Consider the following 17558-nt stretch of genomic DNA (forward strand, 5'->3'; position numbering starts at 1 on the left):
CTCTTCCGCGGTACCCCCTAGAAAGGAGCCCTACGGCCGAGGTTTTTGGCATTTGACATTGTGCACGCTGTTGAGTTCTCAAGGATCGGACGCACTCGACTTCAAACCCACCAAGGGCTGTCGCTTCGAGGCAACTTGTATAACTTAGCTGCCCGGCCACACCCTGTCAAATCACGGAAAGCAGCCGATTCCAAGTGCGCCAAAGCGACTCGAACAACCACCCACCAGACCAAACACGCAGCCGGAGAGAGTTACCATCTTAGGCCTCCCCCACACCCACCTGAAACAGGAACAAGCATGAGACGAAGCGAAAAACTGTGGTTCCACATGAGGCCGGGAAGCTCTGCGGCTTTCCGCACCTGTGGGGTACGTTTGAATACATTACGGCCGACACACCGGACCGTCAAAACCAGCAACCGCCCGGGCGTGTCACGCCCCAACGGGGCGGAACGACCAGGCGACATCCGTCTCTGAATCAGACGACGAAAACGCCGGCCAAGGTCTTCTTCCCCCGGCGGAGCACGGCCACTCCCCCGGGAAGCACGGCACCCTCGATGGTCTGGTCATCGCTCAGCACCTTCACGTTGTTGAGATAGACCCCACCCTGGCTGATGGCACGGCGGGCTTCGCTCAGACTCATGCTGAGTCCGGTGTCGACCAGCAGCTGCACCACGGGGGCGTGCGGGGCGGTCGTCGTGTTCGGGAGTTCTCGCAGCGCGGCTTCGAGGGTGGCCTCGTCGAGATCGGACAGCTCACCCTGGCCGAAGAGGGCATGCGCGGCCTGGATGGCGGCATCCGTCGCGGCACGGCCGTGAACAAGGCTCGTCACGGACACGGCGAGCGTGCGCTGGGCGAGGCGTTTGAACGGTTCCGCCGCCACGGCACCCGCGAGCTCCTCGATGTCGGACCGGGTGAGGAAGGTGAACACCTTCAGCCGGTTGAGGACATCGGCATCGTCAGTGTTGAGCCAGAACTGGTAGAACGCGTACGGGCTGGTGAGGGTGGGGTCGAGCCAGACCGCGTTGCCCTCGCTCTTGCCGAACTTGGTGCCGTCGCTGTTCGTAATCAGCGGGGTGCCGATGGCGTGGGCGCTCTCCCCCTCCGCCTTGCGGATGAGGTCGATACCGCTGGTGAGGTTGCCCCACTGGTCGCTGCCTCCGGTCTGCAGCACGCAGCCGTGCGTGCGGAAGAGCTCGAGGAAGTCCATCCCCTGCAGAACCTGGTAACTGAACTCGGTGTAGCTGATGCCGGCGTCGGAATTCAGCCGGGCGCTCACGGCATCCTTCTTGAGCATGCTGCCGACCCGGAAGTACTTGCCGATGTCGCGCAGGAAGTCGATGGCACTGAGCGGGGCGGTCCAGTCCAGGTTGTTCACCAGGGTGACGGCGTTGTCGCCCTCCGAGCTCAGAAAGCGCGAGACCTGGGCCTGGAGGTAGCCCACCCACTCGCCGACGACATCCCGAGAGTTCAGGGTGCGCTCGGCCGTGGGGCGCGGGTCACCGATCAGTCCGGTGGACCCGCCGACCAGGCCGAGGGGCTTATGTCCGGCCAGCTGCAGCCGGCGCATGAGCAGCAGCTGCACGAGGTTGCCGAGGTGCAGGCTCGGGGCGGTCGGGTCGAAGCCGCAGTAGAACGTGACCGGCGGGCCGGCGAGCAGCTCACGCAGTTCGGTGGTGTCGGTGGACACCTGTACCAGGCCTCGCCAGGAGATCTCCTCCCAGACGTCGTCGAAGGTCGGGTCGTTGGCTTGCAGGGCGAGGATGGCTGGATCTGACACGAGCCAAGGATATCAGCGCCCGACTCGCTGCCCGGGAATTCAGGACCACACCTTGATCGGCAAATATTAAGCCTATAGGCTGAATTAGTGTAGATTCATCGTGGAAGCTTCATATCAGCCCGCCAACTCCGTCGGAGGTCCCGCCCATGTTCGTCATCACGGCCGACCAGGTCGACAGCCGCAACGATCGCGATCGGGCCGGCGAGATGATCGCCGAGCTCGTGGCCGCGTACGGCCCGGCGTTCACGCTGCCGCCCGACCAGACGTCCGGCGATGAGATCCAGCTACTGCTGCCCGACGCCGGCACGGCCCTTGCCGCCGTTCTCGCGCTGCATCGCGCGGGCCATTGGAGCATCGGGCTCGGCATCGGCGAGGTGCGCACCCCTCTTCCAGAAACAACCCGGCAGGCCTCCGGCGGTGCGTTCGTCGCGGCGCGGGCGGCCGTGACGCGGGCAAAGAAGGCCGAGGCCCGGTTCAGTCTCGAGGTTGATCCGGCCGCTGGCCGTACTGCTGGCCGTACTGCTGGCCGTACTGCTCCGCTGCTCGACGCCGACGGGGTGGAAGCGCTCATCACCAATCTGCTGCTCCTTCGCCAGCGTCGCTCGCAGGAGGGCTGGGCGGCCATCGACCTGCTGGCGAGCGGGATGTCCCAGGTGGAGATCGCCGCCGAGCTCGGCATTTCCCCCGCCGCCGTCAGCCAGCGCATCCGAATCGCCCTCTGGAGGGTCGACCAGTCCGCCCAGCCCGCACTCGTTAGGCTGCTGGAGAACCTCGAGCACGCCACGACCGAAACGGACCCTGCCGCATGATCTCCTCGTCCTTCCCGATCGTTGCCTACCTCTACTGGATGTCCCTCCTGGTCGTCACCACCGGCTCGCTGGTCTTCGCCATCCTCGCGTTCCGGCGCCAGAAGCCGCAGTTCGCCGCGGTCTCCGGCGGCGCCCTCGCTGCGGCCCTGATGATCGCCGCCCTCCCCTCGCCCGGAGGCGCGACCGTGTCGGGCGTGCTCCTCGGCATGGTGGCCCTCGGTCTCGCCGTGGTCGGCGGCGGCCCGGCGGCGCTGCTTGCGCTGAGGCTGGCCACGAACAACTCCGTGCCCCAAGGCCAGCACGGCGGGATCCTGGTCGACAACGGCGGCGCTCCCGTGACACCGGAGCCGGGCCGCGCGTCCGGGGTTGATGCCGGCGCACCGGATGCACCCGATGCACCGGATGCACCGGATGCCACCGGTGTACCCGATGGTGAGGGGACGACCGGAACGCACGGCACTTTCGTGCACGAGGTGCTGCGCGGTGGATTGATGATCGGAATCCTGGAGCGCCTCGCCGTGGCCGGCGCGATCCTGGCGGGCTTCCCGGAGGCCATCGCGGTCGTCGTGGCGATCAAGGGCGTCGGCCGCTTCACCGAGCTGGCCACGGCCGAGGCCCGGGAGCGGTTCATCATCGGCACGCTGGCGAGCCTGATCTGGGCGTGCGCGTGCGCCGCCCTGGTGCAGATCGCCCTGACGTAGGCGCCGGTCGGCGGTCGAGCTTACCGGGATCCGGTAACCCGAACCTGCCGCGCGACCCGGGACATCCGTGCCGATCGCGCTGACGTAACCTCGGAGATTTTCGCGACACGCCGGTCGGCCCCCGAACCGGCGTTTCCCGAAAATCTCCGCTTTTATGTGACGCCGGATGCCCCAGCGCGGGTCCCGGTGATGGCGCGAGCCCGGCGACGGCCCGAGCCTGTCGACGGTGCTCGCCTGTCGACGACGCGCGCCTAGCGAGAGTCGGGCTCAGCGCCCAGCTTCGGATGTCGCCGGTACGGCGACACCGACGCGTCGCCCGGGATCCAGAATCGCCACGGATACTCCGCTCCCCCGCCGACGCCGCCGACTCCGGTGCGGGGTCCGCTGCGGAAAGCGACCGGTTCGGGAGGCAGGGTCAGCGTGAACGGCGCCTCACCGAGGTCCGCACCGTCGTCTCCCAGCCCGATGCCGAGCGCCAGCGTGAGCCGGGCCGGGCCGCGCGCCAGGTCGCGGTCGCTGCGTGAGGTGGGGCGGCGCATCCGTGCCTCGGCGACACCGTCGACGATCTCGCCGGCGCGCAGCAGCACGGCGGACGCTTCGCCGCGCGGCGAGCAGACGATGTTCGCACAGACGTGCATGCCGTAGCTGAAGTACGCGTAGAGGTGGCCGCTCGGGCCGAACATCGACGCGTTCCGCCGGGTCTGGCCACGGAAGGCGTGCGAGCCGGGGTCGAGCCCTTGCCCGAGGTAGGCCTCCACCTCGGTGATGCGCAGCCGCACCCCGGCGCGGTCGAGCAGCGCGCCCAACAACTGTGGCGCGACCTCAACCGCCGGTCGCGCCAGAATGCCGTCGGCGAGTGTCACATGCCGAGCGCAGCCGCCAGCGCGCGCACCCGGGTGACGAGCGCCGCGCGCTGCTCCGCCACGCGCATCGGGGCGGTCCCGCCCTGGCCGTCGCGGCGGGACACCGAACCGGTGATGGTGAGTACCTCGCGCACGTCCGGCGTGAGGTGCGGCGACAGCGCGAGCAGCGCGGCGTCGTCCACCTCGTGCAGGTCGAGCCCGTTCCGCTCCGCGAACTTCACCAGCGAACCGGTGATTTCGTGCGCGTCCCGGAACGTGACCTGCTGCTTGACGAGCCACTCGGCGACGTCGGTGGCCAGGGAGAATCCCTGGGGGGCGAGCTCGGCCATCCGTTCAGTGTGGAAGGTCAGGGTCGCGATCATTCCGCTGAAGGCCGGCAGGAGCACCTCGAGCGTCTCGATCGAGTCGAAGACTGGCTCCTTGTCTTCCTGCAGGTCGCGGTTGTAGGCGAGCGGCAACCCCTTGAGAGTGGTCAGCAGACCGGTCAGGTTGCCGATCAGGCGCCCCGCCTTGCCGCGGGCCAGCTCGGCGATGTCCGGGTTCTTCTTCTGCGGCATGATCGACGACCCGGTGGAGTAGGAGTCGTCGAGGGTGACGAAACCGAACTCGCGGGTGTTCCAGAGGATGATCTCCTCGGCCAGACGGGACAGGTCGATACCGATCTGGGCGGTGATGTACGCGAACTCGGCGACCAGGTCGCGGCTCGCGGTGCCGTCGATCGAGTTCTCGACCACGGCGCTGAAGCCGAGGTCGGCCGCCACCAGGTTGGCGTCGAGGCCGAGCGTGTTGCCGGCCAGGGCACCAGACCCATAGGGCGAGTAGTCGGCGCGCGTGTTCCAGTCGGTGAACCGCTCGAGGTCGCGCACGAGCGGCCAGCAGTGCGCGAACAGGTGGTGGGCGAGCAGCACCGGCTGGGCGTGCTGCAGATGCGTGCGGCCCGGCATGATGGCCTCGTCGTTCGCTTCGGCCTGCGACGCCAGGGCGTCGATCAGGTCGATGACGTGGGCGGAGATGCCCTTCGCCTTGTCGCGCAGCAGCATCCGCACCAGGGTGGCGACCTGGTCGTTGCGGCTGCGGCCGGCGCGCAGCTTGCCGCCCAGTTCGACGCCGACGATGTCGATCAGGCCGCGTTCCAAGGCCGAATGCACATCCTCGTCGGATTCTGCGGGAAGGAAGCTCTCGTCGACCACGGCCTGCATCAGGGTGTCGAGGCCGGCGATCATGGCGACGAGTTCCGGGGCGGTCAGGTAACCGGCCGCGGCCAGGGCCCGCGCGTGGGCCTGGGAACCACGGATGTCGTAGGGAGCCAGCGGCCAGTCGAACTGGGTCGACTTGCTCAGCTTCGCCAGTTCCGGCGACGGTCCCCCGGCGAAGCGGCCACCCCAGAGGGCGCCCGCCTTGCCCGCGCGGTTCTCGTGTGTGTCCGTGTCGCCAGCCACGTCAGCCCTACTTGCCGGCGAGGTCGCGGCGGGCCGAGATCTTGCTCGGCAGCGACCACAGCTCGATGAAACCCTTGGCCATGGACTGGTCGAAAGTGTCCCCGGTGTCGTAGGTGGCGAGGTTGAAGTCGTAGAGGCTCTGCGTGGACTTGCGGCCGGTGACGACGGCGGTGCCGGCATGCATCTTCAGACGGATGTCACCGGTCACGTGCTTCTGCGTCTCGTCGATGAACACGTCGAGTGCGCGCTTCAGGCCGGAGAACCAGAGGCCGTCGTAGACGAGTTCGGCCCACTTGGACTCGACCGTGCGCTTGTAGCGGGCCAGGTCACGTTCCACGGTCATGTTCTCGAGCTCTTCGTGCGCGGCGATCAGGGCGATGCCGGCGGGGGCCTCGTAGACCTCGCGGCTCTTGATGCCGACGAGGCGGTCCTCGACGATGTCGATCCGTCCGACGCCCTGGTTGCCGGCGAGCAGGTTCATCATTTCGATGGCCTGCAGCGGGGTGACGGCGACGCCGTCAATCGCGACGGGAACACCCTGGTCGAAGCTGATGACGACCTCGGTGGGCTCGCGAGTCACGGCCGGGTCCTGCGTGTACGTGTAGAGGTCTTCGATCGGGGCATTCCACGGGTCTTCGAGGAAGCCGGTTTCGACCGCACGGCCGTAGACGTTCTGGTCGATCGAGTAGGGGCTCTTCTTCGACTGTGCGATGGGCAGGTCGTGCAGCGCCGCGTATTCGATGGCTTTGTCCCGGGTGAGGGCGAAATCGCGCACCGGGGCGAGCGAGGTGAGCTCGGGCGCGAGGGCGGCGACGGCGGCCTCGAAGCGCACCTGGTCGTTGCCCTTGCCGGTGCAGCCGTGCGCGACGCTGTTCGCTCCGAGCTCCTTGGCCGTGGAGGCGAGGTACTTGGCGATCAGCGGGCGGCTGAGCGCGGAGACGAGCGGGTAACGCTTCTGGTAGAGCGCGTTGGCCTTGAGGGCCGGCACGACGTAGTCGCTGGCGAACTCGTCCTTCGCGTCGACGACGATGGACTCGACGGCGCCGCAGTCCAGGGCGCGCTGGCGGATGACGTCCATATCCTCGCCGCTCTGTCCCACGTCGATGGCGAGGGCCACGACCTCTTTGCCGGTTGCATCCTTCAGCCAGCCGATGCCAACCGAGGTATCGAGTCCGCCCGAATATGCCAGCACAACGCGTTCAGCCATGGTTCTCCCTAAAAATTCGATCTGATCAAGTTTACGGTCATGCTGTGACGCCCGCCGGGGCGTTAGGCGCTGTTCTGGGTGAGCAGCCAGACGAGCAGCGCCTTCTGGGCGTGCAGGCGGTTTTCGGCCTCGTCCCAGATGATGCTCTGCGCGCCGTCGATGACGTCGGCGGTCACCTCGTAACCGCGGTCAGCCGGCAGACAGTGCAGGAAGTGCGCGTCGGGCTTCGCGAGCGCCATCAGGGCGGCGTCCACACGGTAGCGTCCGAGGTCGCCCAGGCGGGTGGCCTTCTCCTCTTCCTTGCCCATCGACACCCAGGTGTCGGTGACGACCACGTCGACGCCGGTGACGGCCGCGACCGGGTCGGTGAAGAGCTCCACGGAGCCGCCGGTGCGCAGGGCGATCGCCGCGGCATCCGCGACGACCTCGTCGGTGGGCGTGTACCCGACCGGGGAGGCGATGCGCACGTGCATGCCCGCGGTCGCGCCGGCGAGCAGGTAGGACTGGCCCATGTTGCAGGCTCCGTCGCCGAGGAACGCGAGGGTCTGACCGGCCAGGTCGCCGCGGTGCTCACGGATGGTGAGCAGGTCGGCGAGCAACTGGCAGGGGTGGAAGTCGTCGGACAGCGCATTGACGACGGGCACCGTGGTGCCGAGGGCCATCTCCTCGAGTCCGGCCTGGCCGTAGGTGCGCCAGACGATCGCGGCCACCTGGCGTTCGAGCACGCGGGCCGTGTCGGAGGCGGTTTCCTTGCCACCGAGCTGGCTGTTCGCGGTGCTGATGATCAGCGGGCTGCCGCCGAGGTCGGCGATCCCCACGGCGAAGGAGACCCGGGTGCGGGTCGATGACTTGTCGAAGATGACAGCCACGGTCTGCGGGCCGGCCAGAGGTTTGACCGCGAATCGGTCACGCTTGAGGTCCAGGGCAAGGTCGAGGATCTCGGCCTGTTCGGCCGGTGAGATGTCGTCGTCGCGCAGGAAATGGCGGGTCACGGTGTCACTTTCGCTTCTGGGGAATAGATCGTTCAACTCTAGAGGCTGGCCAGAGCGAGCCCGAATCGGCACTCGAAATCGGCCAGTTCGTCGTCGCCGACGATGAGGGGCGGGGCCAGACGGATGGTGGACTCGTTTGCGGCGTTCACGATCAAGCCGTTACTCTGGGCCGCGGCCGCCAGGCGGGTGGCGACCGGTTCGGTCAGCCCGACACCGAGTAGGAGCCCCCGGCCGCGCACCTCGCCGATGAGGGGGGAACCGAACCCGGCGAGGATCCCCCGCACCTGCTCGCCGCGCCGCGCGGCGTTGGCGACCAGGCCGTCGGCTTCGATGGCGCCGAGCACGGCGTTGGCGGCGGCCGTGACGAGCGGGTTGCCGGCATAGGTCGAGCCGTGCTGGCCGCGCTGGAACAGCTCCGACGCCGCCCCGAAGGTGACGAGGGCGCCGATGGGCAGGCCGCCGCCGATCCCCTTCGCCAGCGTGAGCGCATCCGGCTGGATACCGTCGTGCTGGTAGGCGAACCACTCGCCGGTGCGGCCGGCGCCGGTCTGCACCTCGTCGAGGATGAGCAGCACGCCGTTTCGGGTGCACAGTTCGCGGGCGTGGCGCAGGAACCCTGCGGGCAGGTCGACCACCCCGGCCTCGCCCTGCACGGGCTCGAGGAAGAGGGCGACGACGGTCTCGTCGATCGCGGCGTCCAGCCCCTCGAGCGTGGCGTGGATGTGCTCGACCCCCTCGGGGACCGGCAGGAACGGCTCGCGCATGGCCGGCTTGCCGGAGAGGGCGAGCGCCCCCATCGTGCGGCCGTGGAACGAGTCGTGCAGGGAGAGGATGCGGGTTCGGTTGCCACCGTCGGTGTTCAGCCGGGCCAGCTTGAATGCGGCCTCGTTGGCCTCGGCGCCGGAATTGCAGAAGTAGACCCGGCCGGCCTGTCCCGCACCGGTGAGGCGCTTGAGCCGTTCGGCCAGTTCCAGCTGCGGTGGCGACGCGAAGTAGTTCGAGACGTGGGCAAGCCGGCCGACCTGGTCGGTGACCGCGGCGACGAGAGCCGGATGCGCGTGGCCGAGCGAGTTCACGGCGATTCCGGCGAGGAAGTCGAGGTACTTCGTGCCCTCGTCGTCCCAGACGTAGCACCCCTTCCCGCGCACGAGCATGGCCAGCGGCGGTGCGATCGTGTGCATCATGGCGGCGCTGAAACGCTCGCGCCAGTCGGGGGGGCCGGAATCGGCCATCTGTGCGGTACTCGATTCTGGGTGCGTATTGCTCATGCCGGGACCACTTCGGTTCCGATCCCGCTGCCGGTGAAGACCTCGAGCAGGATCGAGTGTGGTACCCGGCCGTCGATGATGGCCGCCTTCGCGACGCCACCCTCGACCGCGTCGAGGCAGGCCGTCATCTTGGGGATCATTCCCGACTCGAGGCCCGGCAGCAGGGAGCGAAGCGAGTCCACGTCGATGACCGACACCAGCGAGTCGCGGTTGGGCCAGTCGCTGTACAGCCCCGCGACATCGGTCAGGATGACCAGTTTGGCGGCGCCGAGCGCGACCGCGAGGGCCGCGGCGGCGGCGTCGGCGTTGATGTTCAGGGACTGGCCCGGGACATCCGTGTCGGGTGCGATCGAGGAGACGACCGGTATGCGGCCGCCGGCGAGCTGGGCGAGCACGGCCTCGGGGTCGACGCCGATCACGTCGCCAACGAGGCCGAGGTCGACCTCGCCGCCGTCGATGACGGTGCCGCGGCGACGGCCCTGGAACAGCCCGGCGTCCTCGCCGGAGAGCCCGGCCGACAGCGGACCGTGCTGGTTGATGCGGCTGACCAGCTCGCGGTTGATCTGGCCGGTGAGCACCATCCGCACGACGTCCATCGCCTCAGGCGTGGTCACCCGGTAGCCACCGCGGAACTCGCTCGCGATGCCGAGGCGGTCGAGCATCGCGGAGATCTGCGGGCCGCCGCCGTGCACGACGACGGGGCGGATGCCGGCATAACGCAGGTACACCATGTCTTCGGCGAACGCTCGCTGCAGTTCCTCGCTGACCATGGCGTTGCCGCCGAACTTGACCACGATGATCTGGTCGTGGAACCGCTTGAGCCAGGGTAGCGACTCAATCAGCGTGGCGGCCTTGACGGCTGCCTCCGCCCGGCTGTTCGTCTCGTCGCCTGGGGTCGTCTCGTCGCCGGGGGTTTCGTGGACCGGGTTCAACTCGAGTACGCGCTGTTCTCTTCGACGTAGGCGTGGGTGAGGTCGTTGGTCCAGATGGTGGCCGTCTCGTCGCCCTCGTGCAGGTCGATCAGCACGGAGACCGAGCGGGGGGTGAGGTCGACGAGCTCACGCGGCTGGTCGGGTTCCCCCGCGGTGCAGACCTGCACGCCATTGATGGCGACGTCGATGCCGTAGGGGTCGAAGGCGGCATCCGTCGTACCGACCGCCGCGAGCACGCGGCCCCAATTCGGGTCGTTGCCGAAGATCGCAGTCTTGAACAGGTTGCTGCGGGAGACCGCGCGGGCGACCGTGACGGCGTCGGCCTCGGTGCCGGCGTGCCGCACCGTGATGGCGACGTCGTGGGCGGACCCCTCGGCGTCGGCCTGCAGCTGCAGGGTGAGGTCCTGGCAGATGGCGATCAGGGCATCCGTGAATTCGGCCAGGTCGGCGGTGACCCCGCTCGCCCCGGAGCCGAGGAGGGTGACAGTGTCGTTGGTGGACATGCAGCCGTCGGAGTCGAGGCGGTCGAACGTGACCCGGGTGGCCTGGCGGAGGGCCACGTCCAGCTGCTCGGAGTCGAGCACGGCGTCGGTGGTCAGCACCACGAGCATGGTGGCCAGGCCAGGCGCGAGCATGCCGGCGCCCTTGGCCATGCCGCCGATGGTCCAGCCGGTGTCGGAAACGAGCATGGTCTGCTTGGGTGTGGTGTCGGTGGTCATGATCGCCTGCGCCGCGGCCAGGCCGGCGGCGTCGGAGGTGGCCTTCTCACCCTGCAGCGCGAGGGTCGCGTCCCACACGCCGGCGGTGATCTTGCCGAGGTCGAGCTGTTCGCCGATCAGGCCGGTGGAACAGACCAGCACCTCGCCGGCGGAGATCTCCAAGCGGTCGGCGATGGCCTCGGCGGTGGCGTGCGTGGTCTGGAAGCCGATGCTGCCGGTGTAGCAGTTCGCGCCGCCCGAGTTGAGCACGATGGCCTTGACTCGGCCGCCCTTCATGACCTGCTCGCTCCAAAGCACCGGGTTCGCCTTGCACCGGTTACTGGTGAAAACGCTGGCCGCGCTGGTGAGCGGGCCGAGGTTCTGCACGACGGCGAGGTCGAGCCCGCCGGACTGTTTCAGGCCGGCCGTGACTCCGGCGGCGGCGAACCCGGCGGGGGCGGTGACACTCATGGGGCAACTCCATTCGTGCTCAGGCCCGTGGTCTCGGGCAGTCCCAACGCCAGGTTGGCGGACTGGATGGCGGCACCGGCGGTGCCCTTGGTGAGATTGTCGACGGCGGTGATCGTCACGACGCGGCCCACGGCCTCGTCGACGGCGAGGCCGATCAGCGCGGTGTTGGCGCCGAGCACATCGCCCGTGCGCGGGAATCGGCCCTCCGGCAGCACATGCACGAACGGTTCGTCGGCGTAGGTCGCCTCCCAGGCGGCGCGCACCGCGGCGCCGGCTGTGCCGGGCACGAGACGGGCCGTCGCGGTGCAGAGGATTCCCCGCGACATCGGCACGATCACCGGGGTGAATGAGATGGTCGGGTTCGAGGCCCCTGCCCAGCGCAGGCTCTGCTGGATTTCGGGGATGTGGCGGTGCACGCCGCCGACCGCGTAGGGGTTCGCGGAGCCGAGGATCTCGCTTGCGAGGTTCGGCAGCGTCAGACTCTTGCCGGCGCCGGAGGGTCCGACCGCGAGCACCGCGGCCAAGTCTTCGGGCTCGATCACCCCGGCACGGATGCCCGGCGCCAGCGCCAACGCCACCGTGCTCGCGTTGCAGCCGGGGGCGGCGACGCGGCGGGAGCCGGCCAACCGGGAGCGCTGCGTGCCGCCGACCACCGGGAGCTCGGGCACGCCGTAGGTCCAGGCGCCGAAGTAGTCGCCCCCGTAGAACGCCGCCCAGTCGCTCTCACTTTCGAGCCGATGGTCGGCACCGCAGTCCACGACAAGCGTGTCGGCGGAAAGGTGCGCGGTGAGGGCACCGGATGCTCCGTGGGGCAGGGCGAGAAACACCACATCGTGCCCGGCGAGGGTTTCGGGCGTCGTGTCGACCAGGCTGAGGTGCGCGAGCGAGCGCAGGTGCGGCTGCGCGTCGATCAGACGCTGCCCGGCAGTGCTGTGCGCCGTGACCGTGCGCACCTCGAAGTCGGGGTGCCCGGCCAACAGACGCAACAATTCACCGCCCGCGTAGCCACTCGCACCTGCCACCGCCACCGAAAAAGACATGTTCCCAACCTAGCGCGCCGCCCCGCGCGCCGAGAATCGCCGTTCGCGCCGATAATCGCCGCCCGGGCGGTGACTCTCGGCAGAACGGGCGACACTCGGCGCGCGGAGCGGGCGCCAGCTCGCGCTACTCGCGCTACTCGCGGAGAGTGGCCCCGAAGCGGGCGGCGGCCACCGCGACGCCGGCGAGTTTGGCGTCGCTGGCCTCCTTGGCAGTTAGGGTGCGCTCCGGCGCCCGGAACCGCAGCGCGAACGTCAGTGACTTGCGCCCGGACGGCACGCCCGTGCCGCGGTAATCGTCGACGAGTTCGGCGTGGTCGAGCAGCGGCCCGCAGCCCTCGAGCAGCGTGCGGAGCACATCGCCGGCCGGCACGCCGGCGTCGACCACGAGGGACAGGTCCTGTGTGGCGGCCGGCATCGTGGCGATCGGTGTGGCGCGCAGCTCGGCGCCGGCCTCCGCGAACACGGCGGTCAGGTCGATCTCGGCAACCGCGACGACCGCGGGCAGGTCCGCGTCGCGGGCGATGCTGGGCAGCAGTTCGCCGGCGTAGCCGACCGAGGTCGTGCCGGCATCCGTCGTCACGAACAGCTCGGCGGTGCGGCCGGGATGCATGGCCTGGTGCGAACCCTGGCGAACCGTGATCGGAACGCCGGCGGCCAGCGCGACCTGCTGCACCGCGGCGAGGGCGTGCTGCCAGCTTGCGGCCACGGCGGGCTGCCCCGGCTGGTGCCGCACGACGGAGCCGGTCAGCACGACCGCCACCGACAGAGGCTGCGGCGGGATGCCCGCGTTGAGCTCGGCCTCCAGCTGCGCGCTCGGGCGCACCGCGCCGGGCGGCACGACGGAGCCGCCGTAACGGATGCCCGCCACCGGCCGGAACACCAAGCCCAGTTCGAAGACGGCCAGGTCGGTGAGGCCGCGCGAGCGGTTGCGGTGTGCGATCTGCAGCAGCCCGGGCAGGATCGACGTGCGCAGGAACGGCGCCTCTCCGTCGAGCGGGTTGGCAACCCGGATCTGCGGAACAGCAGGGCCGATGGGCAGCCCGAACAGGTTGTTCGACTTCTCCGCCACGAACGGGTACGCGAGCACCTCGGTGTGGCCGGTGGCCGCCAGGGTCTGCGCCACCTGGCGGCGCAGGGTCTGCGCGTGGGTGAGGCTGCGCCCGGGCGGGGCGACGGGCAGCACCGAGGGGATGCGGTTGTAACCGACGATGCGGGCGACTTCCTCGGCCAGGGTCCACTTGTCCGTCAGGTCGGGGCGCCAGCTCGGGGCGGTGACGTTCAGCCCGATCTCGGTCTCCTCGATCGAGGCGCCGATCTCGGCCAGCGAGGTGCGCACCTCCTCGCGGGTGTAGTCGAGTCCGATCAGGCCGGAGATGAAGCCGGTCGGCAGGAAGATCGGCTCGGCGTCGGGCGTGGCGTCGTGCAGGGAGCCGAGGCCGTCGGCTTCTCCCCCGGAGAGCTCGACCAGCAACTGAACGACGCGGGCGGCGGCGACCGCGGCCACGGCCGGGTCCACCCCGCGCTCGAACCTGCGGGATGCCTCGCTGGGAAGCTTGTGCCGACGGGCCGTGCGCGCGATCGATACCGGGTCGAAGTTCGCGGCCTCGATCAGCACATTCGTGGTCGCGGAACCGATCTCGGTGCTCTGACCGCCCATTACGCCGGCCAGACCGATCGGTCCGGACTCGTCGGTGATCAGCAAGTCTTCGGCGTTGAGAATGCGGGTGACGTCGTCGAGGGTGACGAGCTTCTCGCCCGGTTCTGCGCGACGCACGGTGATACCGCCGGCCAGCTTGTCAAGGTCGTAGCCGTGGATCGGCTGGCCGAGCTCGATCATCACGTAGTTGGTGACGTCGACGATCAGCGAGATCGAACGGATGCCGGCCAGCTTCAGGCGGGCGATCAACCAGGCCGGAGACGGCCGGGTGGGGTCCACGCCGCGCACCGCGCGGGTGACGAACACGCTCGCGCCGACGCGACCGCGGATCGGGGCCTGATCGGCGATGGTGACCGGGAAGGCGACCGTGGACGCGTCCGCGGTGACGGAGAGCGCCGGGTCGCGGAAGGCAGCCCCGGTGGCGTGCGCGTACTCGCGGGCGACGCCACGGATCGAGAAGGCGTAGCCCCGGTCGGGCGTGACGTTGATCTCGACGGCGGTGTCGTCCAGGCCCAGCAGGCTGATCGCATCCGTGCCGATCTCGGGGTCGAGGCCGAGGCTGCCGAGCACCAGGATGCCGTCGTGCTCGTCGCCGAGGCCGAGTTCGCGGGCCGAGGCGATCATGCCGTCGGACACGTGGCCGTAGGTCTTGCGGGGCGCGATCGGGAACGGACCGGGCAGCACGGCGCCGGGCAGGGTCACGACAACCTTGTCGCCGACGACGAAGTTGTGGGCGCCGCAGACAATGCCGTGCACGGCCGGGCCGCCGTCGGCCGCGAGCTCGCCGTCAGCGGCGACGCGCACCTGGCACCAGTTGATGGTCTTGCCGTTGGTCTGCTCCTCGCCGACGAACTCGAGCACCTGGCCGACCACGATCGGCCCGGTCAGCTCGAAGCGGTGGATCTCCTCCTCTTCGAGGCCCACGCTCACCAGGGCGGCGTGCACGTCCTCGGGCGTGATGCCCGGGGCCAGGTCGACGAACTCAGCCAGCCAGCTCAGTGGTACACGCATCAGACGGTCATCCCGTACTGCTGGCTGAACCGGACGTCGCCTTCGACCATGTCGTGCATATCCTTCACATCATTTCGGAACATCAATGCCCGTTCGACGCCGACGCCGAACGCGAATCCGGAGTAGACCTCCGGGTCGATCCCGGCGGAACGCAACACATTGGCGTTGACCATGCCGCAGCCGCCCCACTCGATCCAGCGGGCGCCGTCCTTGAAGGTCGGGTGCCACAGGTCGAGTTCGGCGCTCGGCTCGGTGAACGGGAAGTAGTTGGGGCGCAGGCGCACCTTCGCCTCGGGGCCGAACATGGCCTGCACGAAATGGTCGAGAGTGCCGCGCAGGTGCGCCATGGTCAGGCCCTTGTCGACGGCGATGCCCTCGATCTGGTGGAACACGGGCGTGTGCGTGGCGTCAAGTTCGTCGGTGCGGAACACCCGGCCGGGCGCGACGACATAAACGGGAAGTTCGCGCGACAACAGGGCACGCAGCTGTACCGGCGAGGTGTGGGTGCGCAGTACCAGGTGTGCCTCGGGTGGGTCGATGAAGAACGTGTCCTGCATGGCACGGGCCGGGTGGTCCTCGTCGAAATTGAGGGCGTCGAAGTTGAACCACTCGCTCTCGAGCTCGGGGCCCTCGGCGACCTCCCAGCCCATGCCGACGAAGACATCCGCGACGCGCTCCTGCAACAGGGTGAGCGGATGCCGCGCGCCGGGCTTCCAGGTGGAGGCCGCCGCCGTCACGTCGACCGTTTCGGCCGCGAGCTGAGCGGTTGCCTCAGCCTCGGTGATCGCGGCCTCGCGGGCGGAGAACGCCTGGGCGACGGCACCTCGGGCCTGGCCGAGAAGCTTGCCGGCGGCGGCCTTCTGGTTGCCCGGCACGCTGCGCATCAGCGCGTTGAGTCGGGCCAGCGGGGAGGCCTCGCCGGTGTGCTCGGTGCGCACGGTTTTCAGGGCCGCGGAGTCGTTCGCGGCGTCAATGGCGGCGAGTGCGGCGTCGACGGCCGCGCTCACGACTGGTTCAGAGATCTCAGTGGGGTCAGACACAAGGCACAAGTTTAGTGCCGCTAAAGCCCCCGGGCGCCCATCTGGTTGCCGAGCGCAGCGGGGTAGACCACCTCGGGATCGAGGGGCTTCTCAGGCGGCGCCTTCGTGTCCGTGGTGACGCCGCCGGACTTGGAGCCGGTGCGGCGGGCGATGACGCGGGCCAGCCAGGAGAGCAGTAGGTTCATCGTCAGGTAGATCGCGAGCACGACGAGGAAGAAGGAGAAGGAGTACCGGCTGCCGAAAAAGTTCGTCAGGTTGTACAGCCCGCTGCGGAGGAGCTCCTCGTAGCCGACCACGAACGCCAGGGACGTGTCCTTGAGGAGCACGACGAGCTGCGCGATGATGATCGGCAGCATCTGCCGGAACGCCTGCGGGAACTCGATCCGGAACCGGGTTGCCACGGGCGTGAGCCCGATGGCCAGCCCAGCCTCGCGCTGGCCGCGAGGCAGGCTTTTGATGCCGGCCCGCAGCGCCTCGCCGATGATCGCGCCGTTATAGACGGAGAGGGCGGCGACACCGGCCCAGAAGGAGCCGGTGGAGAAGACGAGGAGGATGAAAAGCATCATCAGCAGTACGGGCATGCCGCGCACGAATTCGAGCACGACCGTGGTCGGGATCCGAATCCATTTAGTATCGGAGACGCGCCCGAAGGAGAACAGTACACCGAGCACCAGGGCGAACGCAGCGGCGACGCCGGCCATTCGGAGGGTGTTCAGTGCTCCGCGGCCGAGCGTGCGCCAGACCTCGCGGTCGGCGAAGACGTCCCACCGGGAGACGTCCCAGAGGCCCGGCTGAACGGCGCCGTTGGCGCTGGTCTTGGGCGCACCCAGCGCCAAGATCAGCCAGACCAGGCCGGCGGCGATGACGAGGCCGGCCACCACGGAGAACAGCCGGGAACGGAAGATGGCCTTGGGGCCCGGAGCGTCGTAAAGCACGGAAGTCATCGGAGAACCGCCACCTTCTTCTCGACCCGACCGGCGATCAGGCCGAGCGAGATGGTGACCAGGAGGTAGAAGACTGCCACGGCGAGCAAGATCGCGAGCACCTCATCGCCGCGATCGTTGGTGATCTTGCGGGCGGCGCCGAAGAGTTCGAAGACGAAGAAGGCGCCGGCGACCGAGGTGTTCTTCGTCAGGGCGATGAACACATTGATGAGCGGCGGGATGACCATGCGCACCGCCTGGGGCATGACGACGAACGAGAGGGTCTGCGTGAAGGTCAGACCCACGCTGCGGGCGGCCTCGGCCTGACCCACGTGCACACCGTTGACGCCCGAGCGCAGGGCTTCGGCGACGAACGGCGAGGTGTAGACGGTGAGTCCGATCGTGGCGAGCACGAAGTAGCCTGGGCTGAACTGGAGGTAGGGCAGGATGTAGGCGCAGAAGAACAGCACCAGCGTGAGCGGGGTGTTGCGCACGATCTCGGTGTAGACGGTGGCGAATCCGCGCAGGGATGCGACGGGCGAGATGCGCATGGCAGCGATGATGATGCCGAACACGAGCGCCCCCGTGCCGGCCAGAAGCAGAAGGCCCAATGTATTTCTGAAGCCCTCCAGAAACAGGGGCAGGTTTTCGATGACTGCGTCCACAACTCACCTCCTCTTCTGTAGTGACTATCTGGATGTCGTGCGGGTGGGTCGTGCGGGTTCCAGGA

The 17558-nt window shown here is 68.8% G+C and carries 15 protein-coding genes; 2 read left to right on the forward strand and 13 right to left on the reverse strand.

Going from position 1 to position 17558, the window contains the following annotated elements:
• Positions 1-475: 475 nt before the first annotated feature.
• Positions 476-1777, reverse strand: a complete 1302-nt coding sequence (gene tyrS / locus E3O47_RS14250) for a tyrosine--tRNA ligase (RefSeq protein ID WP_241986218.1) — start codon at positions 1775-1777, stop codon at positions 476-478.
• A gap of 146 nt (positions 1778-1923) precedes the next feature.
• Here tyrS and E3O47_RS14255 point away from each other — a divergent pair, with 146 nt between their 5' ends.
• Positions 1924-2586, forward strand: coding sequence for a winged helix-turn-helix transcriptional regulator (locus E3O47_RS14255; protein ID WP_134420997.1), 663 nt, complete (start codon positions 1924-1926; stop codon positions 2584-2586).
• The gene (locus tag E3O47_RS14260) at positions 2583-3287 is read left to right on the forward strand and encodes a hypothetical protein (protein ID WP_134420999.1); all 705 of its coding nucleotides are present in this window, start codon (positions 2583-2585) and stop codon (positions 3285-3287) included. The genes E3O47_RS14255 and E3O47_RS14260 overlap by 4 nt, the downstream gene beginning before the upstream one ends.
• A gap of 251 nt (positions 3288-3538) precedes the next feature.
• Here the strand turns inward: E3O47_RS14260 and E3O47_RS14265 are convergent, their stop codons facing one another.
• From E3O47_RS14265 to E3O47_RS14320, 12 genes are all read right to left on the reverse strand, one after another.
• Entirely contained in the window at positions 3539-4150 is a 612-nt protein-coding gene (locus E3O47_RS14265; RefSeq protein ID WP_134421001.1) for a DNA-3-methyladenine glycosylase, read from the reverse strand.
• On the reverse strand, positions 4147-5589 hold the full coding sequence (argH, locus tag E3O47_RS14270; RefSeq protein ID WP_134421003.1) for an argininosuccinate lyase: 1443 nt from the start codon (positions 5587-5589) through the stop codon (positions 4147-4149). The genes E3O47_RS14265 and argH overlap by 4 nt, the downstream gene beginning before the upstream one ends.
• Before the next feature lie 7 nt (positions 5590-5596).
• Positions 5597-6796, reverse strand: coding sequence for an argininosuccinate synthase (locus tag E3O47_RS14275; protein ID WP_104101259.1), 1200 nt, complete (start codon positions 6794-6796; stop codon positions 5597-5599).
• A gap of 62 nt (positions 6797-6858) precedes the next feature.
• Entirely contained in the window at positions 6859-7788 is a 930-nt protein-coding gene (gene argF / locus E3O47_RS14280; RefSeq protein ID WP_104101257.1) for an ornithine carbamoyltransferase, read from the reverse strand.
• 38 nt (positions 7789-7826) lie between these two features.
• Entirely contained in the window at positions 7827-9020 is a 1194-nt protein-coding gene (locus E3O47_RS14285; RefSeq protein WP_134421005.1) for an acetylornithine transaminase, read from the reverse strand.
• A 32-nt stretch (positions 9021-9052) separates the two neighbouring features.
• Positions 9053-9898: an acetylglutamate kinase gene (gene argB, locus E3O47_RS14290; protein WP_241986222.1), complete on the reverse strand. Its 846-nt coding sequence runs from the start codon at positions 9896-9898 to the stop codon at positions 9053-9055.
• A gap of 86 nt (positions 9899-9984) precedes the next feature.
• On the reverse strand, positions 9985-11157 hold the full coding sequence (gene argJ, locus E3O47_RS14295) for a bifunctional glutamate N-acetyltransferase/amino-acid acetyltransferase ArgJ (protein ID WP_104170088.1): 1173 nt from the start codon (positions 11155-11157) through the stop codon (positions 9985-9987).
• Complete coding sequence (gene argC / locus E3O47_RS14300) at positions 11154-12197, reverse strand: N-acetyl-gamma-glutamyl-phosphate reductase (protein WP_134421009.1); 1044 nt, start codon at positions 12195-12197, stop codon at positions 11154-11156. The genes argJ and argC overlap by 4 nt, the downstream gene beginning before the upstream one ends.
• Before the next feature lie 133 nt (positions 12198-12330).
• A complete protein-coding gene (gene pheT, locus E3O47_RS14305; protein ID WP_134421011.1) occupies positions 12331-14865 on the reverse strand; it encodes a phenylalanine--tRNA ligase subunit beta in 2535 nt (844 codons plus the stop codon).
• The gene (gene pheS / locus E3O47_RS14310) at positions 14865-15905 is read right to left on the reverse strand and encodes a phenylalanine--tRNA ligase subunit alpha (RefSeq protein WP_134342196.1); all 1041 of its coding nucleotides are present in this window, start codon (positions 15903-15905) and stop codon (positions 14865-14867) included. The genes pheT and pheS overlap by 1 nt, the downstream gene beginning before the upstream one ends.
• 20 nt (positions 15906-15925) lie before the next feature.
• Entirely contained in the window at positions 15926-16849 is a 924-nt protein-coding gene (locus tag E3O47_RS14315; RefSeq protein ID WP_104101242.1) for an amino acid ABC transporter permease, read from the reverse strand.
• Positions 16846-17493 carry an amino acid ABC transporter permease gene (locus tag E3O47_RS14320; RefSeq protein ID WP_104170093.1) on the reverse strand — a complete coding sequence of 216 codons (648 nt, stop codon included), beginning with the start codon at positions 17491-17493 and terminating at the stop codon, positions 16846-16848. Before E3O47_RS14320 ends, E3O47_RS14315 begins: the two co-directional genes overlap by 4 nt.
• Positions 17494-17558 lie beyond the last annotated feature (65 nt).

Source organism: Cryobacterium sp. TMT2-17-1 (assembly GCF_004402765.1).
Taxonomy (GTDB): Bacteria; Actinomycetota; Actinomycetes; order Actinomycetales; family Microbacteriaceae; genus Cryobacterium; species Cryobacterium sandaracinum.